General features: G+C 57.0%; 18 protein-coding genes. 10 read left to right on the top strand and 8 right to left on the bottom strand.

Going from position 1 to position 22,202, the window contains the following annotated elements; genetic code table 11:
- Positions 1 to 163: 163 nt before the first annotated feature.
- A complete protein-coding gene (locus tag WX88_RS22645) occupies positions 164 to 358 on the top strand; it encodes a hypothetical protein (protein WP_046246705.1) in 195 nt (64 codons plus the stop codon).
- Complete coding sequence (locus WX88_RS22640) at positions 355 to 633, top strand: DUF1294 domain-containing protein (RefSeq protein WP_046246704.1); 279 nt, start codon at positions 355 to 357, stop codon at positions 631 to 633. Before WX88_RS22645 ends, WX88_RS22640 begins: the two co-directional genes overlap by 4 nt.
- 209 nt (positions 634 to 842) lie before the next feature.
- Here the strand turns inward: WX88_RS22640 and WX88_RS22635 are convergent, their stop codons facing one another.
- From WX88_RS22635 to WX88_RS22620, 4 genes are all read right to left on the bottom strand, one after another.
- The gene (locus WX88_RS22635; RefSeq protein ID WP_046246703.1) at positions 843 to 2,765 is read right to left on the bottom strand and encodes an ATP-binding protein; all 1,923 of its coding nucleotides are present in this window, start codon (positions 2,763 to 2,765) and stop codon (positions 843 to 845) included.
- Between the two features lie 2 nt (positions 2,766 to 2,767).
- Positions 2,768 to 3,334: a hypothetical protein gene (locus WX88_RS22630; protein ID WP_046246702.1), complete on the bottom strand. Its 567-nt coding sequence runs from the start codon at positions 3,332 to 3,334 to the stop codon at positions 2,768 to 2,770.
- A gap of 7 nt (positions 3,335 to 3,341) precedes the next feature.
- Positions 3,342 to 4,505 (bottom strand): dsDNA nuclease domain-containing protein, encoded by a 1,164-nt coding sequence (locus tag WX88_RS22625; RefSeq protein WP_046246701.1) that lies wholly within the window; start codon positions 4,503 to 4,505, stop codon positions 3,342 to 3,344.
- Between the two features lie 406 nt (positions 4,506 to 4,911).
- Entirely contained in the window at positions 4,912 to 5,898 is a 987-nt protein-coding gene (locus WX88_RS22620; protein WP_046246700.1) for a hypothetical protein, read from the bottom strand.
- A 467-nt stretch (positions 5,899 to 6,365) separates the two neighbouring features.
- On the opposite strand from WX88_RS22620, the gene WX88_RS30405 reads away from it, so the two are divergent.
- Positions 6,366 to 6,566, top strand: coding sequence for a hypothetical protein (locus tag WX88_RS30405; protein WP_156176357.1), 201 nt, complete (start codon positions 6,366 to 6,368; stop codon positions 6,564 to 6,566).
- 15 nt (positions 6,567 to 6,581) lie between these two features.
- Here the strand turns inward: WX88_RS30405 and WX88_RS22615 are convergent, their stop codons facing one another.
- A complete protein-coding gene (locus WX88_RS22615; RefSeq protein ID WP_046246716.1) occupies positions 6,582 to 7,184 on the bottom strand; it encodes a Uma2 family endonuclease in 603 nt (200 codons plus the stop codon).
- A 203-nt stretch (positions 7,185 to 7,387) separates the two neighbouring features.
- A complete protein-coding gene (locus WX88_RS22610; RefSeq protein WP_046246699.1) occupies positions 7,388 to 8,194 on the bottom strand; it encodes an energy transducer TonB in 807 nt (268 codons plus the stop codon).
- 219 nt (positions 8,195 to 8,413) lie between these two features.
- On the opposite strand from WX88_RS22610, the gene WX88_RS22605 reads away from it, so the two are divergent.
- The 3 genes from WX88_RS22605 to WX88_RS22600 all read left to right on the top strand — a co-directional run bounded on the left by WX88_RS22605 (position 8,414) and on the right by WX88_RS22600 (position 11,433).
- A complete protein-coding gene (locus WX88_RS22605; protein WP_082116244.1) occupies positions 8,414 to 10,297 on the top strand; it encodes an ABC transporter ATP-binding protein in 1,884 nt (627 codons plus the stop codon).
- A gap of 58 nt (positions 10,298 to 10,355) precedes the next feature.
- Positions 10,356 to 10,739 (top strand): hypothetical protein, encoded by a 384-nt coding sequence (locus WX88_RS30400; RefSeq protein ID WP_156176356.1) that lies wholly within the window; start codon positions 10,356 to 10,358, stop codon positions 10,737 to 10,739.
- A gap of 67 nt (positions 10,740 to 10,806) precedes the next feature.
- A complete protein-coding gene (locus WX88_RS22600) occupies positions 10,807 to 11,433 on the top strand; it encodes a DUF4136 domain-containing protein (protein ID WP_082116243.1) in 627 nt (208 codons plus the stop codon).
- Positions 11,434 to 12,393: 960 nt separating this feature from the next.
- Here WX88_RS22600 and WX88_RS22590 read toward each other — a convergent pair.
- Entirely contained in the window at positions 12,394 to 12,870 is a 477-nt protein-coding gene (locus WX88_RS22590; RefSeq protein WP_046246696.1) for a nucleoside deaminase, read from the bottom strand.
- A 541-nt stretch (positions 12,871 to 13,411) separates the two neighbouring features.
- Positions 13,412 to 14,353 (bottom strand): hypothetical protein, encoded by a 942-nt coding sequence (locus WX88_RS22585; protein ID WP_046246695.1) that lies wholly within the window; start codon positions 14,351 to 14,353, stop codon positions 13,412 to 13,414.
- Positions 14,354 to 14,688: 335 nt separating this feature from the next.
- Between WX88_RS22585 and WX88_RS22580 the strand changes: the two genes are divergently transcribed.
- The 4 genes from WX88_RS22580 to WX88_RS22565 all read left to right on the top strand — a co-directional run bounded on the left by WX88_RS22580 (position 14,689) and on the right by WX88_RS22565 (position 22,084).
- Positions 14,689 to 15,021: a hypothetical protein gene (locus WX88_RS22580; protein WP_052733000.1), complete on the top strand. Its 333-nt coding sequence runs from the start codon at positions 14,689 to 14,691 to the stop codon at positions 15,019 to 15,021.
- A 30-nt stretch (positions 15,022 to 15,051) separates the two neighbouring features.
- A complete protein-coding gene (locus tag WX88_RS22575) occupies positions 15,052 to 16,107 on the top strand; it encodes an MJ1255/VC2487 family glycosyltransferase (RefSeq protein WP_046246694.1) in 1,056 nt (351 codons plus the stop codon).
- Positions 16,108 to 16,387: 280 nt separating this feature from the next.
- Entirely contained in the window at positions 16,388 to 18,400 is a 2,013-nt protein-coding gene (locus WX88_RS29285) for a peptidylprolyl isomerase (protein ID WP_082116242.1), read from the top strand.
- 438 nt (positions 18,401 to 18,838) lie between these two features.
- Complete coding sequence (locus WX88_RS22565; protein ID WP_156176355.1) at positions 18,839 to 22,084, top strand: PAS domain S-box protein; 3,246 nt, start codon at positions 18,839 to 18,841, stop codon at positions 22,082 to 22,084.
- The last annotated feature ends 118 nt before the right edge of the window (positions 22,085 to 22,202 follow it).

The following is a 22,202-nucleotide window of genomic DNA, read 5'->3' as shown; positions in this document are numbered from 1 at the left end:
GCCCCACAGCCGGTGGGAAGCGGGGCTTTGCCGCGGGCTTCGGGGACAACGCCGTTACGCTGGCCGCGGAGCTGGGTGCGCGGCAATGGCGTAGATGGCGGCGTTACAGCGGGCCGTGCCATGCAGAAGCCCCAGCCGCTGGCGGGGCTAGGGCTTCTGGAAGATGCCCCGCCTTTTTGCTGAACGCAGCGCCATAACTTGCGGCCCCGCTGGGGCCATCTTCGGCTGCCAAACCGCTGGCATCCCGTTTTTCGCGCCCGTTCCCGAACCCGTCCGACCGGTTCAGACCCGGGCCACCATTACCCCGGCCGAAACCCTGCCCCGCCTAAGCCGCAAGGCCCGCCGCCCGCCCCCATGACCATCCTCCTGAGCTGCCTGTTATTTTTCAATCTGCTGTGTTTCCTGCTCTTCGCCTGGGATAAACGCAAAGCCCAACGGGGCCAGCGGCGCATCGCCGAAAAAACGCTGCACCTTGCCACACTACCGGGCGCAGCACCCGGCGCGTGGGCGGCGATTTGGCTGCTGCACCATAAAAACCGCAAAGCCGCTTTCTGGGGCGTTACCCTGGTGTTGACGCTGCTGCAAGGCGCGGTGCTCTATTTCACGTGGCCCTATTTTCAGGCGCCGTTTTAACCGCGTCAAACGGTTGCCTGCGGGGCGCGGGGCTTGCAGCAGCGCCCGTATCGGTCTAATCAGCCATATAAGGTTGGAGCCACTGACGGCTTCCGGTGGGCCGTGACACGAAGAAGCCCCAGCCGCTGGCAGTGCTGGGGCTTCTGGGTTTTGCGATTCGCGTAACATTGGAATAGCAGGATTACTTTTAACTAAAGTGCGATTCAAGCTCAATATTCTTCCAAGCGGATGAAGTTACAATCCTTTAAGTCTTCGAAAGATTGGCCTGCAATAATTACTTGTAGTCTTATTGGAGAAGCACCGCAAAGGTCTATAAATGGTTGAACTATGTAATTCTCTGTGCGCTTCAGCAATTCCCCATCGGTAAGGCCAGCTTGAAAATCCATTATTAACAAACCAGGGTAGTGATAACCATTTTTACCTGTAAGATTAAGTAAGCCATAATGATAAGCGAATAGAAAATAAAGTTTTGTGGTGCCACCAGGCGATGACCATTTAGTAGGGCCGATATAAAATTCAAAGCCCTTCTCGTTAATGAGTAAATTAATGCGGCCTTGATGATTCCAGCGAGCAGGTCTGTCTTTGACAATGGCATTGATATAATCCATCATGCCTTCCACTAGGTCATCAGAAGCCTTTTCGAAATTAGGAGACCCTACACGAGCAACATCTTTTTCTAAATCACCTACTTGGTTCTGAAGCATTGTGATTCTAGCCGTTAGCTCAGCTTTTGTCTCTAGACTCTTCTCAATCCGACGATAATTTTCAATCTGTTCAAGTAATCTCCCGCGTTCTTGGTCAATCACACTCAAACGGGCATCAACTAAACCGGCTAATTTTTGCCGTATAGGAGCTAGGTCACGGTCGATGCGGCCTAGTTCATTACTGAGCGAGTAGAACTTGACATCAAGTTCTAGTTTGCCCTTTTGCATTTTAGCTAAAATTTCGACAAGTTCTTTTTGCTCAGTCTGAACTTGGTTAATTTCAAAATTAAGTCGGTCATTTTCCTTGGTTAATGGTTCCACAGGCAAATGTTGATGACATAAGAAGCAATCATCAGGGTGCTCATATGTATCATGAACAGGCTGGTCACAGGCAGGGCAATGTGTCACTTTCAAGTCAGCGAAAAGCCCCCCTGTAGTCTGAACGCGAATTAGCCGTTCCAACTCTGCACTAGAGGAGGCAAGGATGGATTCGTATTTCCTTATGCGCTGAGTATGTTGTTCACGGTCTAACTGTAGCTTATCTAGTTCTGTGAAAGTTACAGCACGGGCTTGTGACAGCTTTACTTCCTGGTACTGGCTTATATCATCATTCTCTGATTGCAAAACTCCTGCTGCTGCACCAGATATAATATCGTTGCGCTGCTGTAATAGCGCTTCTGAACGAGACTGTAAAGCTTTAATTTTGTCCTTTGTTAGATTAGTGGTGGCATATACTAGGTTTTCGCCACCGTCGTAGTTGAACCCTCTAACTATTTTATCAAGTGTAGTCTCATATTGTTCTTTTTCAATTTCTAATTTGAATAGTTCACGCTTTTTCTCCAAAAGCTTCTCGTTGTCAATTGCAAAAATTTTATCAGCTAGACCTAGAAATTTAGTTAAAACAGCGTACTGTTCTAAGGGAAATTGCCTGTCTGCAAGGTCACCCCAAAAACGTTCCTGCCGGTATATGTGCCGGAGCATCATCCGAAAACTAATATCAAGTATCGAATTTTCAGAATAGGGATTTCCTTGTACAAAACGACTAATAGGGATTTTTAATTTTTCTAAAACGAACTGTGAGAATTCCTTAGTATCCATTGGTTTGCCATCAACCAATGTCTTGCTCGATACACCCTGCTCTTTCCATCTGCGCTCTAATACGTATTCTGTATCGCCGATTTCTATGATGGCTCTGATTTCGGAATAAATTTTAGACAGATTGATGCCATGGGCATCTTGCTTTCCAAAGAATGCCTTATCTGCTGTACTATCATCGCCTAGAACGTAGTCAATCATAGCCATCCAAACAGTTTTACCACTGTTAGTAGGACCGACTATAATATTTACTCCTTCTTCAAACTCTAGCGTCTCTTCATTGCCTTCAGTGTCGAAGCGCGATATCTGCCGAATAAATAGCGTCTGGCTCATGGCTAACCAATTGGGGTGTTGAGTTTTTTGTCTGCTACTTCTTCTTCGAATAGTTGGTAGACTAAATCTTTTAAAGCAGTGCCGGTCTTGCCCCCTAGCACTCGCTTAACATCATGCATCCGACTTGCTAGAGCTTCGAAGGATGGATTGTCTTTCAAAGTCTTTCCTATTTCTGCACCTTTCTGCGTTAGAGAAAAATTGTATGTATTACCCACCTTCATCACTTCTAGCAAACCACGCGCCTCTAGGTAAGGAAGTATCTGGTAGTAGCGTTTGTCCCAGGGGCCATAATGGAAGCGAATCATCTTTGATTCTGGCACTGAATCATCTGCTTTTATCTTTGCATTAAGATGCGTCGCTACTCGCTGAAAGAAAGCAGGATAACGAACAAAAAAGTCTAGCTTCGCAAGTTTTGTTAGTCCTTCTATCGTATAGACACCTTCTGTTCGGTTACGAACACCGCAGAGCATAATAAGCAGAAGTAGGCGAGATGCATGAAATTCAATCATATCGTCGGCCGTCAGCGTGCGTCCGATAGACAATTGACTAATTGTTTTTAGTGATTGCATGGCTCCGTTACTGAATAGGGTTTTTGAAACGGAGTAAACAGCGGTCTACAATCTCGTACACGTAGCCTTCGGCTAAGCTACTGGGTATAATAGTGATGCCATCATCATCTACAAAACGCTGTTGGTGTAATACGTCAACGGCGGTGGTTAAGCAAGCATCATAAAAATCTAAAGGGGGTTGCTCGGTACGCGGATTGTACTGTTTGCGCTGCAAAGCTGAAACCCTGCCTAATATCTCTGCTTCCATTGCTCGCAAGTCTTTCGGCTCGCAAAAGTCATTATCGCGACGCTCAGAGTTGTAAAGCAGTTTGGCCTCTCTAGCGAGTGCAATACCAGGAGTTGGAACGCCGATTTCATGTAGTTTTGACCCTAATTTGTCTTTAGGGTCAGGTCCATGACTGACTTCGATAGCTGTATCGCAGAGCCAAGCAATACATTCTTGCCGCTTTATTTTGAAAGCATCTCTATTGGTGTAAGGGTCCTTAATGGAAGCATCAGCAACTTTGCGTAATAACAGACCATACAGGTTGATGCGGTATTCCGGGTAAATACCGAACCCTTGTAGCCTTAATGCTTTCTCAAGTGTAATTAGATTGAGAGCTTCGAGCCCTAGTAACGTGCTTTCACAAGTTTCCCAGACACAGTTATCTAGCCAATAATCAAGGTCAGCCTCTGCCGGAGGAGAGGGTTGTTTTTTGTAGTACGCTTTAATCTTGGTGGCAGTCTGGTCTAGGCCGGATTTCGCAGCCAATCGTTCAGGAGATGCTAATGGAAATCGTAGCCCCACCAGCTCAGAACAGGCTTCGCGGGAGGTAACAAGCCGAAACCTAGCCGTCTCCTGATATTGATTGTGAGCTAGTGATTTTTCCAATAGCGCTGTACCTGGCCTGGGCTTGCCATCCTTCCCATTTTCGCGGTTAATAACAGAACTAAGAAGCCAGTTGCGTTCTATGAATTTAACTTGAATAAACTCATAGACAACAATACCGTCTCCTATATCCCATACTAATGTGATGTCATCGTGGCTTTCTAACCAAACTTCCAGCAGCGCTGGATTAGTGAGCATTTGTAAGCAATATCGAGCCCCGATGTGGTCTTGGTACTCAAAGCCACGACGCGCATTTCTCCCACTTTGGTCGGCTAGAGGTTGATGATGGATAGAATCACTCATGCAGGTTATTTGCTCTCCTGTGCGCAAATCGATTTATAACATATTTACAGTGACTTAGTGTTAACTAAGTGTGTAGTGTATTAGAGTGCGTCTGTTGCCGCAAAACACTCTGCGGAAGCTATGCCTAAAATGGATGAAGTCTAGTTTTAATTTGTCTCTTAGCAAGTAGTTGGGTTCGCAATATAGCTAAATACAGCACTCTCCCTGTCAAAACGGCCTCCTCCACCCGGCCCCAACTTCGCCACTACCCCGGCAATGTTTAGCTCCCTGAAATCCATCTCCGCCAAGAACCCCAACGTGCCCCACCAGCGGGCGTTTTACAGTAGTTCTTGGTGATGCGAATACAGAAAAAGCCCTCATACTACCATGAGGGCTTTTTCTGTATTCGCATCAGCAGTCAAGCTCGCTACACCACCCGCCGCACCACCACCGTAGCACTGCCGCCCGCCGCGCCTTCAAACTGCCCCATCAGGTAGCGGGCCGTTTCCGGCCCCAGCTTCTCGCGGGTAAGCACCGTCACCTCGCCGGCCGGGCAGGGGAGGGGCGTGGTTTTGGCGCCGTCTTTCTGGGCCATCCACAGCAGCAGGGGTGTGGCGGCGCGGTTTTCCACCGTCAGGGTGTAGGCCGGGCCGTAGTTGGTGTTGGCCAGGCGCAGGGGCTGGTCCGAGGTCGCCGTCACGGGCAGCGTCCGCACGATGCGGGTGCCGCTGCTGGCCTTGCGGGCGCGGGCGGGCAGGCCCTGGCGCTTGTTGGCTTCGGCAAAAGCGGCATAGAAAGCCGGCCACCGGAAATTGGGGTCGGCATCGGTGCGCTGGCCTTTGAGCAGCGTCTCCATAAGGCGCAAGGCAGCGCTGAGGCGGCGTAGCAGCTCGGGCAGGGCCAGCGTAGCCAGGCGTGGGGCGGCCTTGGTCGTGGTCTGGGCATCATCGGCGGCCTCAAACAAGTCGGCCGCGTCGGCCGGGGCCTGAATCACGGCCTCCGTCAGGCGGTAGTCCTTGCGCACGTCGGCGGGTAGGGCCTGCACCTGCGCCACCAGCTCGCGTACGTGGTTCACGTCCTCAGTGGCCTCGCCGTAGCGCACGTCGGCGTAGCTGAGGGTGAAGGCCTGTTTCAATCCGAGCTGCTTGGTGGCCAAGGCGTAGCCCACGGCACGGGCCGAGAGCGTTTCGGTGGCGCGGGCCATCAGCTCGCGGGCATCGTCCTTGGCCGTGGTGGCGGCGGCGGTGCGGCTGTCCTGGGTTTCCTGTTTGGCCTCGATGGCCGTTACCAGCGCCGCCCGCTCGGTTTCGGCGGCTTGCAGGGGCGGGAAATCGGCCAGCTCTTTGGTAAAGTCGGCGGCGGCCAAGCCCACACGCTTGCCGCTGTCGAGGATGGAAGTTGCTCGGGTATCCATAAAAAGGTAGTTGGGTTGGGAATGATGAAGCGGCAAGCTACTGGTTAGTCCCCATAGTATTGATTTATTCCTAAGTTTAAGCGGTGGATGTTCCACGCCACTCGCTTCGGCTTGCAATGGAGGAGGTTTTTGGACCAAAAAAAGGTTGCGGGCAAGCGGGCCGCCGGTGCGAGTGGGCGGGTGGCGTGCGCAAGCAGGCGCGTGGGGGGTGTGGGTGGGCTCGTGGCGTGAGCAAGGGGGCACGAGGCGTGTGCAGGCAGGCACGAGGCATGTGCAAGCAGGCGCGTGACGTGTGTAGGTAGCCCTTGGGCGTGTGTAAGCGGCCCCGTGGCACATGCGAGTGGCCTCGTAGCGTGTGTAAGTAGCCCCGTGGCGTGTGTAAGGAGGAATGAGGCGTGTGTAAGCAGGGATGAGGCGTGTGTAAGGATGCCGGGGATGGTGGCGCGGGGGGTGTAGTCCGCGTCCCCGTGCCGTCCGCATCGTTCGGGCATCCGCCGGGGACGCGGACTACAACCTCCGCGCTACCCCCTGCCAAAACGGCCGCTCGCCCCGCCCGGCCCAACATTGCCACCTGCCTGGCAATGTTTGCATTCCTGCAATCCATCTCCGCCAAGAACCCCAACGGCCGGCGCGCCCCCGAGCAGCCCGCCGTGCCGAGGCACTGCTAATCCCGCGAGCCGGGATTACACCGCCGCGTCGAACACTTCGCTCCATTCCACGGCCAGCTCGGGCAGCACCGTGACGGGCATGGGGCCGGGCGCGGCGTATTCGCCGGCCACCTCGTAGCGGCCGTGCTCGTCCAGCACGTAGGCCAGCACGGTCTGCTCACCGGGAAACACCACCCAGTATTCGCGCACCCCGTTTTCCTCGTAAAGGTCGAACTTCGTTTTCGTGTCGTGCCGGAGGTTGCCAGGCGATACGATTTCGATAATCCAGTCCGGGGCCCCCAGGCAGCCGCGCTTATCAATCTTCGTCAGGTCGCAGACCACGCAAATGTCCGGCTGCACCACGGTTTGAATCTGGGCATCGCCGCTGCCCGTGCTGCGGGTGAGGCGTACATCGAACGGAGCCGCGTACACCCGGCAAGGTTTGCGTTTGAGAAACTGCCGAATTTCCGTCGTCAGGTTGACGGAGTACTGCTGGTGAATGGGCACCGGCGCCGACATCGGCCGCCGCACCTTGCCCTTTATCAGCTCCACAAACTCGTCAAACTGCCACGTCAGGTAGTCGGCGTAGGAATACACGCCGTTGGGGTCGAGCTGCGAGAGGGAGGTGATGGCGGCCATAGCAGAAGGCGGTTTGATGGGGTGGAAGGCGTAAACAAATATACCGTGCCAAGTGGAAGGCACCGCCGCCATGCGTTGAAGCCCGGCCAGCACTGGTGCGCCGAGACGCCCGATAAGTCACCGGCCACGGCCAGAAACAAAAGAAGCCCCAGCCGCGGGGGGCTGGGGCTTCTTTGGGGGCGGTGATTAGCGTGCCTTACTCGTCAATTGAAAAATGGGACAGTTATTCTCCAAATAGAAGCAATTGGCTTTCCTTCCCTACCAAGGGCAGGCGAAAACAGAGGAAGGCTTCGTACGACGCGCACCGCTTCGTCGTCGTAGCCGGGGCCCAAGCCATAGGTTACATGCGGAAGCACAATTTGACCAGTTGCTTCAACAATAAACTCGACCTCTACCCCAGCTTTGCTAACGATGTGCACCGGCTGCCTGGGAAGGCGTACCAAGTTCCTTAGCCCAGGTTCTGCCAAAGGGCATATGGGTCCAACATACGGTGTGGGCAGGTCATGCCGTCGAGCCACTTGAAGGCGAAAAGAATCGGTGACCGGTTTCTGCCAGCCAGTGGCATCATACGCATCCGATGCATCACGGGCAGCTTTCAACTCGTTTTTCACTGCTTCGGCCTGCTGCTCCTTAATTCCTATTGGACCTACTACCAGTAACACTCCGGCCGCAAAAATGAAACCGGCTACGTAGCGTTTGAGGTGCACCATCAGAATGACACAGACTCCAGTGCCACACAGCAGCACGAAACTTAATGGGTGTTCGTTGACCCACGGAAACGCGCTTTTGCCATTCGCATGGGCCGAAGGTATAGGCGTTGCTACTACAGACGCCCAGTGGTAGAAAATAAAGGTGAGGCCACCCGCCAGAATGAGTAGCCAAGCAAAGCGTGCATAATATGCGCGCCCCGTTAAGTGCTTTATTTCGCTTAATCTCCAAAAGGTCATCATTAGATAAATGACCAAGACCGGAACAGCGAATATTATGGCAAGGGCAAGAAGGATAAACATGGTGCAGTTCCTAGTTCGGGTTATGCAAAACGATGCGAGGCTAAGTTTGACAAAATGTAAAAAGCGGGGTGCTAATATAGTTCATGTGTTACCCTTAGAGACACTACAAATGGATGAGAGTAGGTGCTATATGAATGGCGTTTAGCGAACATTAGGGAACTCCCCCTGCCAAAACGGCCGCCCCGCCATCCCGGCCCCAAGCTTGTCCGTACTCGGGCCATGTTTGAATTCCTGAAATCCATTTCCGCTAAGAACCCCAACGGCCGGCGCGGCCCCGAGCAGCCCGCCGTGAGCGTGCGCGAGCGGGTATCGGCCCTGCGCCACCTGCCCGCCTTCCTGAAACTCATCTGGGCTACCAGCCCCCGGCTGGCCCTGGCCAACATCGTGCTGCGCCTCGGGCGGGCCTTTTTGCCACTGGCCACGCTCTACGTCGGCAAGCTGATTATCGACGCCGTGGTGGCCCTCACCCGGCTGCCCGCCCCCGAGCGCGTGCTCACGCCCGTGCTCACCCTCGTGGCCCTGGAGTTCGGCCTCGTGCTGCTCGCCGATGCCCTGGGCCGCGGCGTGGCCCTGCTCGATTCGCTGCTCGGCGACTTGTTCGCCAATCAGTCGTCCATCCGCCTCATGGAGCACGCCGCCGAGCTCGACCTCGACCAGTTCGAAGACAGCACCTTCTACGACAAGCTGGAGCGCGCCCGCCGTCAAACCCTCTCCCGCACCGTGCTCATGAGCCAGGTGCTCAGCCAGGGCCAAGACCTGGTGACGCTCGTGCTGCTGGCCGGCGGGCTGGTGGCCTTCCAGCCCTGGCTGTTGGCGCTGCTGCTGCTGGCGGTGGTGCCCGCCTTCCTCGGCGAGTCGCACTTCAACGAGCGCAGCTACTCCCTCTCGCACTCCTGGACGCCCGAACGCCGCGAGCTCGACTACCTTCGCCAAACCGGCGCCTCCGACGAAACCGCCAAGGAAGTCAAGATTTTTGGCCTCTCCGGGTTCCTGATAAACCGCTTCCGTGAGTTGTCCGACGACTTCTACCGCCAAAATAAAACCCTCGTGCTGCGTCGCGCCGGCTGGGGCACGCTCTTCGCCGCCGTCGGCGCGGCCGGCTACTACGGCGCCTACGTCTACATCATCGCCCGCACCGTGTCCGGCAGCATCTCGCTGGGCCAGCTCACCTTCCTGGCCGGCTCCTTCGCCCGGCTGCGCGGCCTGCTCGAAGGCATTCTCAGCCGTTTTAGCTCGGTGGCCGATGGGGCCTTGTACTTACAAGACTTTTTCGATTTCTTTGCCCTGCGGCCTCGCATTGTGCGGCAGGTGGTTACCGGCGAAACGGCCCGGCCTTTCCCCCGCCCCATCCAACAGGGGTTTGAGTTTGAAAACGTCGGGTTCCAGTACAAAAATGGCACAAAATGGGCCATTCGTAACCTCTCGTTCAAGCTGGAGGCCGGCGAGAAGCTGGCCCTAGTGGGCGAAAACGGCGCAGGTAAAACCACGCTGGTCAAGCTTCTGGCCCGCTTGTATGACCCCACGGAGGGCCGCATCCTGCTCGATGGCTACGATTTGCGCGAGTACGACCCCGCCGAGCTGCGCCAGGAAATCGGCGTCATTTTCCAGGATTTTGTGCGCTTCCAGCTGCCGGCCGGGCAAAACCTCGCCGTGGGCCGCATCGAGGAGCGCCAGAACCAGCCCCGCATCGAAACCGCCGCTCAGCAGAGCCTCGCCGATTCGGTAATCGCGAAGCTGCCCGGCGGCTACGACCAGATGATTGGTCGCCGCTTCAACGGGGGCGTGGACCTGAGCGGGGGCGAGTGGCAGAAGATTGCCCTCGGCCGCGCCTACATGCGCGACGCCCAGCTGCTCATCCTCGACGAGCCCACCGCCGCCCTCGATGCCCGCGCCGAGCACGAGGTTTTCCAGCGTTTTGCAGAATTAACAAAAGGGAAAACTGCCGTCCTCATCAGCCACCGTTTCAGCACCGTGCGCATGGCCGACCGCATCCTCGTAATTGAAAACGGTCAGTTCGTGGAAATTGGCTCGCACGAGGTTCTGCTGGCCAAGGGCGGGCGCTACGCCGAGCTGTTTGCGCTGCAAGCCGCCGGCTACCGCTAAGCTTTGACTGCCAGGCCGGTTTACGTAATTTAGTAAGCATATTCCCGGCCCGGCTCCCATGACTTCAACGTTCCAGATTCTGCTGGCCCGCCCCCTGCGCGCGGGCCTCAGCGCCGATTCAAGCCCGCCAGCAATCCGCCTTGAATCGGACGGTAGCTGCTGCGGTAATGCGCGCCATCACCGCCGCACCGCCGCCTTCCGGGGCCGGCCCGGTAAGCCCAACGATACCGGCCGTCAGCCCCCGCTATCGAGCGGGCGTAGTGTGCGCCGCCCGCCCGCGCCCGGTGCCCAAAGTGCGCTGGGTGCGGGCTGCGCGCCATTTTCGACCGCCGCCGCCTTCAGGGCAGGGGTGCTTTTGTGCGTCAACCTGGTCGAATGCCTTCGCTGCTTGCCCCGTGTTGCCTACCGTCGCAGCAAATCCCGTCGGCAATGTTCTGGTTGACTACTAGGTCTTAAACGCGTTTTTTTTCGTAACTAGAGAATTCTTTCAAACGCCAATTCCCACATTTATGCCCCTTGCAAGTACTCTTAGCCGTTTAGCCCTTTTTCTAGTTACGGCCGCCCTGGCCAGTTGCATGACGACCAGGGAGGCCCGCGTCGATTCGGATTACAGCTACCGTGGCAATTTCCGGCAGTACCGCACCTATGATTTTGTCACCGGCACTGGCCTGACTGCCGACAGCAGCCGCCTGGGAAAGTCGGTGCGCGAGGCTATTCAGCAGCGCTTGCTGGCTCAGGGCTACCGCCTGGCCCGCCGCCGCCCCGACATGCTGGTGAACTTCCGCGTGTACCAGGGCGACATGAACTTCCACGGCTTTGCCCAGGAAGACCTCAGCCAGTGGATAAAGCGCAACATTGAGGAAAACGACGACACCCCCAAAGAAGACCGCCAAGGCTACCAGCCCGTGCGCCTACTCCTGGCTGAAGGCACGCTGCTCGTCACCCTCATCGACGTAAAAACCAACCGCGCCGTCTGGAACGGCTACGCCTCGGGAGTGAGCGTGCCCGAAGGCCCCATGGGCGAAATCGTGCTGCGCCGTTCCGTGCGCTCCATCCTCGACCGCTACCGCATCTTCACCGAAGAATTTGCCAACGGCACCCTTCCCCGGCCCGAATCCAGCGAATCAGACCGGTAGAGCGCTGGGTTTTAATGAGCAGTTGAGCGTTAAGCAGCCAAGGCCAAGCAGAAGAATTGGCCGCTGTCTTTGTTGGCTTCCTGTGCCACCTGCCGCAGCGGGTCATAGAAGCCAATCGGGCTGCCGCCAATGCTGATATTCGCGATACCGCTCGGCCGGCCCGTTGCAGGTAAGCCATTTTGTGCAGCAGCTCGCCGCCCGGTCCCGTTTTGGCACTGCGTCCCAGTCACCCGTCGCGGTCGAACAGCGTCAGCTTGCGCCAGCACCGGTAGTACTTGCCATGGGTGGCCGGATGCGGCTTCACGGCGGCAGCCTTCTGCTTTACCGTTTCCAAGCATCGCAAAAACATAGCGCAAATTTCCCCGCTATTTGCTTTCGCTATTTCAAGCTACTCAAGAAGCGAAAGCAAATCCGGATTGATTTTGCTTTCGACTTTTGCGGTTGCTCAAAAAGCGAAAGCAAAACGTGAGGAAGAATTCGAATGCAGCTGCATTGTCATCGCTGAGAGGTAGGAGGCTTCATTAGGGGGTTGGGGCCTCCTGCCGTCTCCTTTCGTCTCTACCAATGGGCGTCACCTACGTGGAGCCTGCGGCGGCTAGAGTGGATGCGTTTTCAGCCCGTAGCTGGGTGGGCAGTGCTTGGAATAGTCTGGTATGGAGAGTAGGCAGCAGGAACGGGGAAAGCCGGGTGTTCGGTGACCGATTCATCTCACGAATCGGTCACCGAACACCCGGCTTTGATATTCTTTCTCGCTTTAATTTTACGAATCTGTCGCTACGCTTTGACTCAGTGCCTTAACTGCTTGCCATAGTGCGGCTAGGGAACGGTCTCGGTATCTATAGTAGAATCAACTTAGCGCGGTTTCGGAGTCGGTGTCCCGTAGCGCGGACTTTTAGTTCGCACGTCAGCTGGTCTGGTGGACTCGCGGACTAAAAGTCCGCGCTACAGCACGAAACGGCTCTAGTAAAGCGTGCGGTCTTCCCGCTCTTCCCAGGCCTGGAAGCTGGCCAGCGCCTCGTCGCGCAACAGTTGGGTCATGGGCAGGCGGCGGGCATCGAGGGGGCGGTCCAACTCTTCATAGATAAACTGGTCGTCGAAGCCGATGGCTGCGGCATCGGCTTTGGTGTTGCCGTAGAATACCCGCGCTGGCCGGGCCCAATAAATGGCCCCCAGGCACATGGGGCAGGGCTCGCAGCTGGTATAGAGGTCGCAGCCATCGAGCTGGAAGGTGCCCAGCGCGGCGCAGGCCTTGCGGATGGCGTCAACCTCGGCATGGCAAGTGGGGTCGAGGGTGCTGGTGACCTGGTTGAAACCGCGGGCAATGATTTTACCATCTTTCACCACCACCGCGCCGAAGGGCCCGCCGTGCCCGGCCCGCATTTTCTCAATAGATAGGCGAATGGCCTCGCGCATGAATTCGGGGTTGGGGGCTTCCATGGAGTCGATGAGTGGAGTGGCGGGAATGGATAGGACTAGCCGACGGGGCAAGGTCTAATTTATTCAAAAATGGGGGACAAAGAACGTCACTAAAGGCCGGATTTGTGGGCCGGGCCCGGCTACTCTACTCAAATATCAAGCGCCATCAGAACGTTGCCGAGGTTGGGTTGCGGCCCCACCCCTACGTCGAAACTGCTTAGAAATTCAGAGAAATTACATAGGGTGAGTGGACCGTAACGAAATAAACGGTCCTGCGGAGCTTGTCGAAGCATCGCTACCGCTTGAGCCGCCCCAAATTGGTCGGTAGCGATGCTTCGACAAGCTCCGCAGGACGGCCTGTTAGCATGGAAAAGGCCCGTTGCTGATTACGGTCCACTCACCCTAGAACGTCATGCAGAGCGCAGCGAAGCATCTCGCGTACCACCACTAATTAGTTGAAGCATGCGAGATGCTTCGCTGCGCTCTGCATGACCGCCAAAGGTGACTTCCTAAACAGCTTCAGCCTTATCAGCTCTCGAAACCGTTTTAACCCACCAACCCACTACTTCATGAGATTGGGAATGCGTAGCTGAAAGCCCAGCGAGGGCACGAAGGTGACGCCGCTAAGGGAGGTGCTGGCGCCATTGAGCAGGGCGTAGTCGCCGTAGTTCTGGTAGAAGACCGACACCGCCGGGATGACGTAGAAATAGCGGTAGCCCAGCTTCAGGTTGACGAAGCCGCCGAAGGACGAAAAATTACGCGACTGCAATGGCAGTTCCGGCACCTTCGCTGCTCCATTGAATATTTTTTCGGGCGCAAAGCCATAGCTCACCCAGCTGTGCGCGTAGGCCAAGCCATAGCTGATGGCCCCGATTTCCTCCTCTGGCCCAAAGGATTGGCTGAAGGTTAGCGGAATGAGTATGTCGTTGCGGGTGGCCCGGAAGTTGAGCACCGAGTTGATGTCCGACAGGAAGGGTATGCTGGGTAGTTTGGCTCGCTGAGTAGCAAACTGCAGGCCGATGCTGGCGTAGGTGGCCCCGCTCACTGCCCCCGCGCCGGGATTTTCGGGCGTGCCCGTGGGGCCGAGCAACTGGTACTGGGCATCAAAAACGTGCGAGCCAAAGGCGTATTTGTAGCCCGCATCGAGGCGCGGAACGATGCCGTAGCGAATGTTCAGGTCGGCGGTGGGCTGCACCGGGTCCAGGATGTAGGCGAGGGCGGCGGCTTGCAGCTTGGTGGTGGCGTCGCTGTAATCGACTTTCTCCTGACTCGCGGCCTGGCTGGCGGCAGATTTTACGGCACTGCCGGCCTTGCTCAGCGGCGCCGTGGCGAGGTTGAAGCCCTGGTTGTAGCCCACCCGGAACTCACCCTGCGGCGTGACTTTGCCCGTGGCCACAATGGCGCGCGGGGCCGAGCACGAAGTGGCTAGCAGAAGGGCAGCCGCCGCCAGAATGCTGGCGCTGGCCGAACGCCGAAAGGAGAGCGGCGGAAATATAGATTTCATAAGAGACAAAAATTAGCGTTACGCTTTCGAAAACGAAAATCGGGCCGAAACTACTGGAACTGTTGTGACCTGGCCAGCTTCTGCTACGCGCCCTACGTCGGTTTCGGCGCTTAAAATGCTTAAATTACGGCTCGTAACCGTTTAGTTTGCCAGCGTACTATCGTTCGGGTGTCCGCCGCCGACGCGGACTACAGAGCTGTCGTTACCGCTGGTCCGGTACCTGGTTGCCGCCGTGTGCTGCGCCAATCTTGTTATTCTTGCTGCTCGCTATTCTGTGGTTAGGTACCCGGAGCCGGAGCATCGCGCACGGGGCAGTAATTTGCTAACGAACACCAATGAATACTCATGAGCGCCTGCTTCTGCCCGCCTATTGGGCCCGGCCCAGCCCCAGTAGCGCCAGGGGGCTGCTGGCCGAGCTGCAGCGCGAAGTAATTGCTGGGCATTTGCTGTTCGGGGTGCCGGTGCGGGCCGTGGCTATATCCACGGGGAACGATGATGTGCTGTTTCAGCACGTCAACGACCCGGTTCGGTTCACGGTGGTGCACCTAACGTTTCGGGGCGGGCCAGAAATTGATGCCCATCATCCCACCGTGGGATTTGATGGGTCGTATGCCGAGTTTCTTGCTGAGCAGAAGCGTATTGATGACTGGCTGGCGGGCCAGGATTGAATAACTTCTTCCAGCCGTCATCTTTGCGGCATGAAGATTCTATACGGAGTGCCCGGTGAGGGCCTGGGCCACGCCACCCGCAGCAAAGTTGTCATTGGTCATTTGCTGGCTCGCGGGCACGAGGTGTGTGTGGTGAGCAGTAGCCGCGCCTACACCATGCTGGCGGCGGCCTTTCCCAGTCGGGTACACGAAATCCGGGGCTTCCACTTGGCCTACCGGGGGCTGGCCGTGAGCAAGGCGCGCACCACCGCCCTCACCCTGCGCACCGCCCCCGACGACCTGCGCGTCAACTTCGCCAAGTACCGCGAATTGCTCCGTCATTTTGAGCCGGAATTAATTATTTCCGATTTTGAGTCGTTCAGCTACCTCTTTGCTAAAATACGGCGTCTGCCCATCATTAGTATTGATAATATGCAGATTATCAATCGGGCAAAATTGGACGTGGAGATGCCCGAAGCAGAGTTCGATAACTATATGCTGGCTAAAAACATCGTGCGGGCAAAGCTGCCGCGGAGCCAGCATTACTTCGTCACCACCTTCTTCAACCTGCCCCTGCGCAAGCCCAACACCACGCTGGTGCCACCCATTATTCGCCCCGAAATTCTGGCGGCCTCGCCCACAAAGGGCCGCCACATTCTGGTCTACCAATCGGCCACCACGCAGCAAAACCTGGTGCCGCTGCTCCAACAGCTGTCCAATGAGGAATTCCGCGTCTACGGCTTCAACAAAGAAGAGGACCACGGCAATGTGCAGCTGCGCGCCTTCTCCGAAGCCGGCTTCATTGCCGATTTGGCCAGCTGCCGGGCCGTAGTCACCAACGGCGGCTTCTCGCTGATTTCAGAAGCCGTATTTTTGCGCAAGCCCGTGTGCGCCATTCCCATCCCAGCGCAGTTCGAGCAATGGCTCAATGCCGCAGAGATAGAAAAAATGGGCTACGGCCGGCACTTCACGGCTATCACCGCGGATAATTTGCAAGCCTTCACCCGCAGCTTGCCAAGCTTTGAAACCGCCTTGGCCGGGTATCAGCAGCAGGGCAATGAGGTGCTTTTCGCCCGGCTTGAGGCCGAGATGGCCGCGCTAGGCTGAGCAGTACAGCACAACTCCCCTCCTTACCAAGGAGGGGACATTTCAGCGAAGCTGAAATTGGGGTGGTTGCCGGCGTTGAACTTCGTTTGCAAGCGTTGAACCCGCTAATTGGTATTGCCCCGATGAGCGCAACTCACGACCTCTAAACATTACTCCTCCCCACTCCCCCAACAACCCAGCCGCGAGTCGTTCAACGAGCTTACCACCCCCGTTCCAGCTTTGCTGGAACATCCCGTCCTTTGCAAGGAGGGGAGTTTTGTTCTTTTCTCGTTCGTATATCATGCTTCGTTCCCTCCGTCTCTGGCCATTGCTGTTGTTGCTGGTCGCTTGCGCCCGCACCCCGCGTCCCAGCGCCGACCTGGCTAATAAATACCACGACGCCACCATCCGGCAGATTGGCACGGCGCAGGATGAGCGCAACACCGCCGCGCTGTTGCCCTTCCTGACCAACATCAATCCCGTTTACCGCCGTGAAGCCGCCCTGGCATTTGCATCAGTGCAGGCGCCGGCGGCGGTGCCCGGCCTGATTACGCTGCTGCGCGACTATGACGCCGATGTGCAGCGCGCCGCTGCCTACGCCCTCGGCCAAATCGGCGACAGCACGGCCGTGGACAGCCTACAGGTTCGCGTGCTGAAGGAAACCGACGGCCTCGTGCGCCGCTACGTGCACGAGGCCCTGGGCCGCACCGTCACCCGCCGCAGCTTGCCGGAACTGTGGCGCACCGAAACCTTGGACGATACCGCCCGTGTTGCGGCCCTGGCCTGGGGCCTGAGCCGCGCCGCCCTGCGCGGCCTCCGCTCGCCCGAGAGTATTCGGCGCACGGTGCTGGTGCTGAATTCGACCAAACTGCCGGCCCGCAGTCGTCTGGCGGCAGTGGTAGGCCTGGCGCGCACGCGGGGCTACGATGCCGACTTGGCAAAAATGGCCGAAGCGACGCTGCTCCGATTGGCAGTAAAAGACCGGGCTTATGCCGTACGGGCTGCCACGGCCACTGCCCTTGGTAAAATTGCGGCCGCGACCTCCCCAGCCCCCGAGGTGGCCACGTCATCGGTCAGCCCAGCCACCGTACTGGCCCGGCTGGCCACTAAAGACCCCGATTATCGAGTTCGAATCAGCGCTGTTAGAGCCTTGCCTTTTGGCGCAGAAACCTATTCTACCAGCCGTACTGCCGTTTTTTATGCTCTGCGCCACGACCGGGCGCCGGTGGCCCTCACGGCTGCCGAATGGCTGCTGGCTCATGCCAAAGGTGAGTCCGGCGCTGCGCTGGCAGCCCTGGCCGATGGCAACAAGCAGGCCTCGCCCCGGGTGCGGGCGGCGCTGCTGCGGGCCGCCGTGCACCACGCCAGCCCCGCCGCCCGGCCCAGCCTCGTCGAAACCATTAAGAAGCGCTATCGGGCAGTTGCCACCGTCTATGAAAAAGGCTTTTTGCTGGAAGCCCTGAGCGAAGACCCTACTACGTTTGACTTCGTGCGCACCGAAGCTTTTGCCGCCGCTCAGTCGCCGGTAGTGGCGGGCTACGCGTTGGCGGCGCTGCTCCCAATTCGTCGCCATCCGGCATTTCCGCCCGCCCGCCACGCCGATTTTGCGGCCGCCATGCGCCAGGCGTTAGCCAGCGGCGACGTAGCCCAGATCAGTACCGCGGCCGAAGCCCTCGCTGACCCCAAGCTTTACCCCGCAACGCAGCCGGCCGACCTTGCGGCCCTGCACCAGGCCCAGGCCAAGCTGCAACTGCCCCGCGAAATTGAGGCCTGGCAGGGCATTCAGCAAGCCCTGGATAAGCTGGAAAAGGCCGCGAAACCCACGCCGTCGCCCATTGCCACGGCCCAGCAGCACCCCATCGATTGGGTGGTGGTGCAAAGCGTGCCGCTTGGTCAGCAAGTGCAGCTGCGTACCACCCGAGGCATTATCCTGCTCGAACTGAAGCCCAACGAGGCACCCGGCGCGGTAGCCAGCTTTGTGACGCTCATCGGCCAGCATTTCTACGATAGCCTGTATTTCCACCGCGTGGTGCCCAATTTCGTGGCCCAGGGCGGCGACCCGCGCGGCGACGGCAATGGCAGCGCCCCTTACAACCTGCGCTCCGAGTTTGGCGACCTGTGCTACGAGGAGGGGAGTGTGGGGCTCGCCTCGGCGGGCAAGGACACCGAGAGCTGCCAGTTTTTCATTACCCATACGCCCACTCCGCATCTGGATGGCCGTTATCCCATTTTCGCCCAAGTGATGGGTGGGATGGATGTCTTGCACAAGCTCGAAATCGGCGACCGGATTCTGGGTGTGGAACTGGTGAAGTGAGAAAGCTGAGTTGAGGTACTAAACCTGCCGGGACGTGGGGCGGGGTTTCACGCTTGTGTTTAAGCCCCAGTAGAGGTGTTGGGGCTGGGTGCAATGCCGTAGTCGTTCAGCGCGCCGCGTTGATTTTTTTCGATGCAATAGCTTGCCTGTTAGCTAGTAGTCGCTCAACGCAACGCAGCAAAGGCTGCGTTCTACGTGATTGAGGGTTCCCCGTCTGGCTTGATAGGGGGGAGGGGCCCGAAGTACAAAAGCTCGGCTGCAAAATAAAGGCAACCCATTAGCGACCTGTCAGTAAATATACCCTGGTGCTTACCGAGGTAGGGGCCAGACTATACATTTCAGTCTAAGGGATTGAATGATGGTTTAATATGGTTAATTTCGTATCCCCCGATTTCGCCTACCTATTCGAGCCCCTTATTTATATCTTATTATACGTTCGTGAACATCTCTTCTATGACCCGCGCAGAGCTTGAATTGGCGCTTCAGCAGCAGCAGGCTGAGAACGCCGCTCTCCGGGCCCAGCTAGCCGGAGCGCTGTCGGTAGACCACCTCCCGGCGGCGACGGTGTTTCCGAATCAGGACCAGTTCGTGCTGCTGATGCAGGAACTGTACACCGGCGTACTGCTCACCGATGCGAGCGGCCGCGTTACGTGGGTTAGCGAGGGTTTCACGAGGCTCTGTGGCCTGGAGCTGCACGAAGTGCTGGAGCAATGGCCCGTCTGGTTTCTGCGTCCATGCCTGGCCGACCTCAATACGCTGACCCGCATCAGGGCCAGCTTGCAAGCTCAAACCCCGTTTGAGTACGAAATGCGCAACCCGCGGATACCCGCCGGAACGGCTGACTGGATTCGGGTTAAAGCGCAGCCCATCTATAATGAGCAGCGTGAAGTAGTGATGATAGCTGGCCTGCTGGAAGATATCACGGAGTGGAAAAAAATACAGTCCAATCTGATTGAGAACGAGCAGCGGTTCCGGGCACTGGCCGAAAACGTGCCGGGCGTCCTCTACGAATGGCGCCTGAATGCAGATGGGAGCTTTAAGTTTCAGTACGTAAGCCCCAAGCTGTACGAGCTGTTTGGTATTGTGGCTGAGGAAATCATCCGTATGTCGGACTACATCCATCCCGATGATGCGCACGCCTTTGCGCAGTCGATGAAGGACGCCACCCAGACTCGTTCGCCGTGGTCGTACGAAGGCCGCATCGTGGTGGCCGGCCAGCCAGTGCGCTGGATGCGGGGCAGCGCCGTGGTAACGAGCAGCGACAAGACCGGAATGGTATACAGCGGCATTCTGGTCGATATTACTCCGCTTAGGATGGCCCAAACGGCGCTGCGCGAAAGCGACCTGCGCTGGCGCCTGGCCGTGGAGGGCTTCGGCGATGGCACTTGGGAGCGCAACTTTACCACGAATGAAATTTCCTACTCCACTGCCTATAAGTCAATATTAGGCTACCGGAACGAGGAATTTCCGGATGTTGCGACTACGTGGCGTACCCACGTTCACCCCGATGACCAAGCGTCAGCCTTGCAGGCTTTCGATAATTATTTAAGTGGTAAAACACCCCTGTACGTCAGCGAGCACCGACTGCGGCGCAAAGACGGCTCGTATACCTGGGTGCTGTCGCGCGGCATTATCACTGAGCGTGATGCCCAAGGCGAGCCGGTAATTTTTACGGGTTCCAACACCGATATTTCAGCACTCAAAGAGGTTCGCAATGACCTCGAAATCTCTTCCCGGCGGCTGTCAACGGTTATTGCCAACTTTCAGGAAGGCCTCGTGCTCGAGGATGAGAACCGGAAAATAGTGCTTACCAACGAGGCTTTTTGCAGCCTGCTCGATATGCCCGTTCCGCCCACCCGGCTTGTGGGGAGAGATGGGGCCTGGCTGACCGAAGGGTCCAAAAACTATTTCGAAAAGCCCGATCAGTACCTGGAGCGGATTAAATCCATCCTGCATGAAAAAAAGCCCGTCATTGGTGATGTGCTGGCCCTGTGCGACGGCCGAATTATTCAGCGAGACTTTTCTCCTATTCACGACCAGGACCGCTACATTGGTCACCTCTGGAAATACGAAGACATCACGGCCCGCACTAAAGTCCAGGAAGACCTGAAGCGGCGCGAAGAAAAATACCGCAGCATCATCGAAAACATGTCGCTCGGCTTGGTGGAAGCTGACCTTGACGACCATTTGATTTACGCCAACCAGAGCTTCTGCGACATGACTGGCTTCCGCCGCCAAGAGCTGGAGGGCCACCAGGTAGCGCCGCTGATGGTGTCGGGCCAGGATTTGGAACTGGTAGAAAGCAAAGCGCAAATCCGCGAGCAAGGCATTTCCGACTCCTACGAAATCACCATCACCACCAAGACCGGGGAGAAAAAATGGGTGCTGGTGAGCGGCGCTCCGCTCTACGACGACAGGCATCAGCTTATCGGCTCCATCGGCATCTACCTCGACGTGACCCCCCAGAAGCACCTGGAGGCCAGCCTGCGGGAAGCCAAGGCCTTAGCCGAAATCAGCACCCACGCCAAGCAGGATTTCCTGGCCAACATGAGCCACGAAATTCGCACCCCGATGAATGCTATTCTGGGTATGAGCCAGTTGCTGGCCAAAACTACCCTCACTCCTACGCAAACCAGCTATTTGCACGCCATTTCAGACTCGGCCGATAATCTGCTCGTCATTATCAATGACATTCTCGATTTATCGAAAATTGAGGCCGGGCGCATGATAATCGAGAAAATCGGCTTCAGCGCCGCCGGAGTCTGTACCCAGGTTGCAAAGACTCTCCAGTACAAAGCCGAGGAAAAGGGCCTAACCTTTGTCACGCACCTCGACCCCGGCCTGCCTGCCGTGCTGTTAGGCGACCCGTACCGCATCACCCAAATCCTGCTCAACCTGATTGGCAACTCGGTCAAGTTCACGGAGAAGGGCACAGTGAGCCTTGCTTGCGCGCTCGTGGAGCACCCCACGGCCGACGAAGCCGTGATTGAGTTCACCGTGCAGGACACCGGCATTGGCATCAATGCGGAGTATCTGGCGCAGGTATTCGACGATTTCAGTCAGGAAGATTCTTCGGTTACCCGCAAGTTTGGGGGCTCGGGCCTGGGCCTGGGCATCAGCAAAAGCCTGGTGGAACTGCTGGGCGGCGAGCTGCGGATTGAAAGCCAGAAGCACGCGGGGACTACCAGCCGATTTGCCCTGCGCTTGCCGGTAGGTAGCCCACAGGACGTGCCCCAGAAAGATACCGCCAACGTGAGCGGCCTCCAGCACGCCCTGCGCGGCAAACGTATTCTGCTGGTGGAGGACAACATGTTCAACCGCATGCTTGCCAACATCTTTCTCAGTAATGCCGAAATGGAAGTAACCGAGGCCGAGAACGGCGAAATTGCCGTGGACTTAGCCCAAAAACAGGAGTTCGACCTGATTTTGATGGACGTGCAAATGCCCGTCATGAACGGCTACGAAGCCACGGCCCTTATCCGTCAGCAGGCTGAACGCCCAATTCCTATCATTGCTCTCACCGCCAATGCCATCAAAGGCGAGCGCAACAAGTGCTTGGCCGCTGGCATGAATGACTACCTCACCAAGCCTTTTCAGGAAGCATCTCTAACAAAAATGGTGTACGACTGGCTGGTTGGCCCACTAAGTACCCTGCAAGAGCAGCTGGTCCGTGTCACGAGCTAAGCTCGGGTACTCTCTCGCATTGCCTCAGCCGAGGACCTCACCAATTCACCAGTTTTGGTCCGCCTTCGCTCAGCAATGACCGAGTTCACGGGTTTTCATAAGAAATAAGAAAGTAGGA

This window comes from Hymenobacter terrenus, from assembly GCF_000972495.1.
Classification (GTDB): Bacteria; Bacteroidota; Bacteroidia; order Cytophagales; family Hymenobacteraceae; genus Hymenobacter; species Hymenobacter terrenus.
The sequence above is the reverse complement of the archived record's forward strand: the minus strand, read 5'-3'. Positions and strand labels throughout refer to the sequence as shown.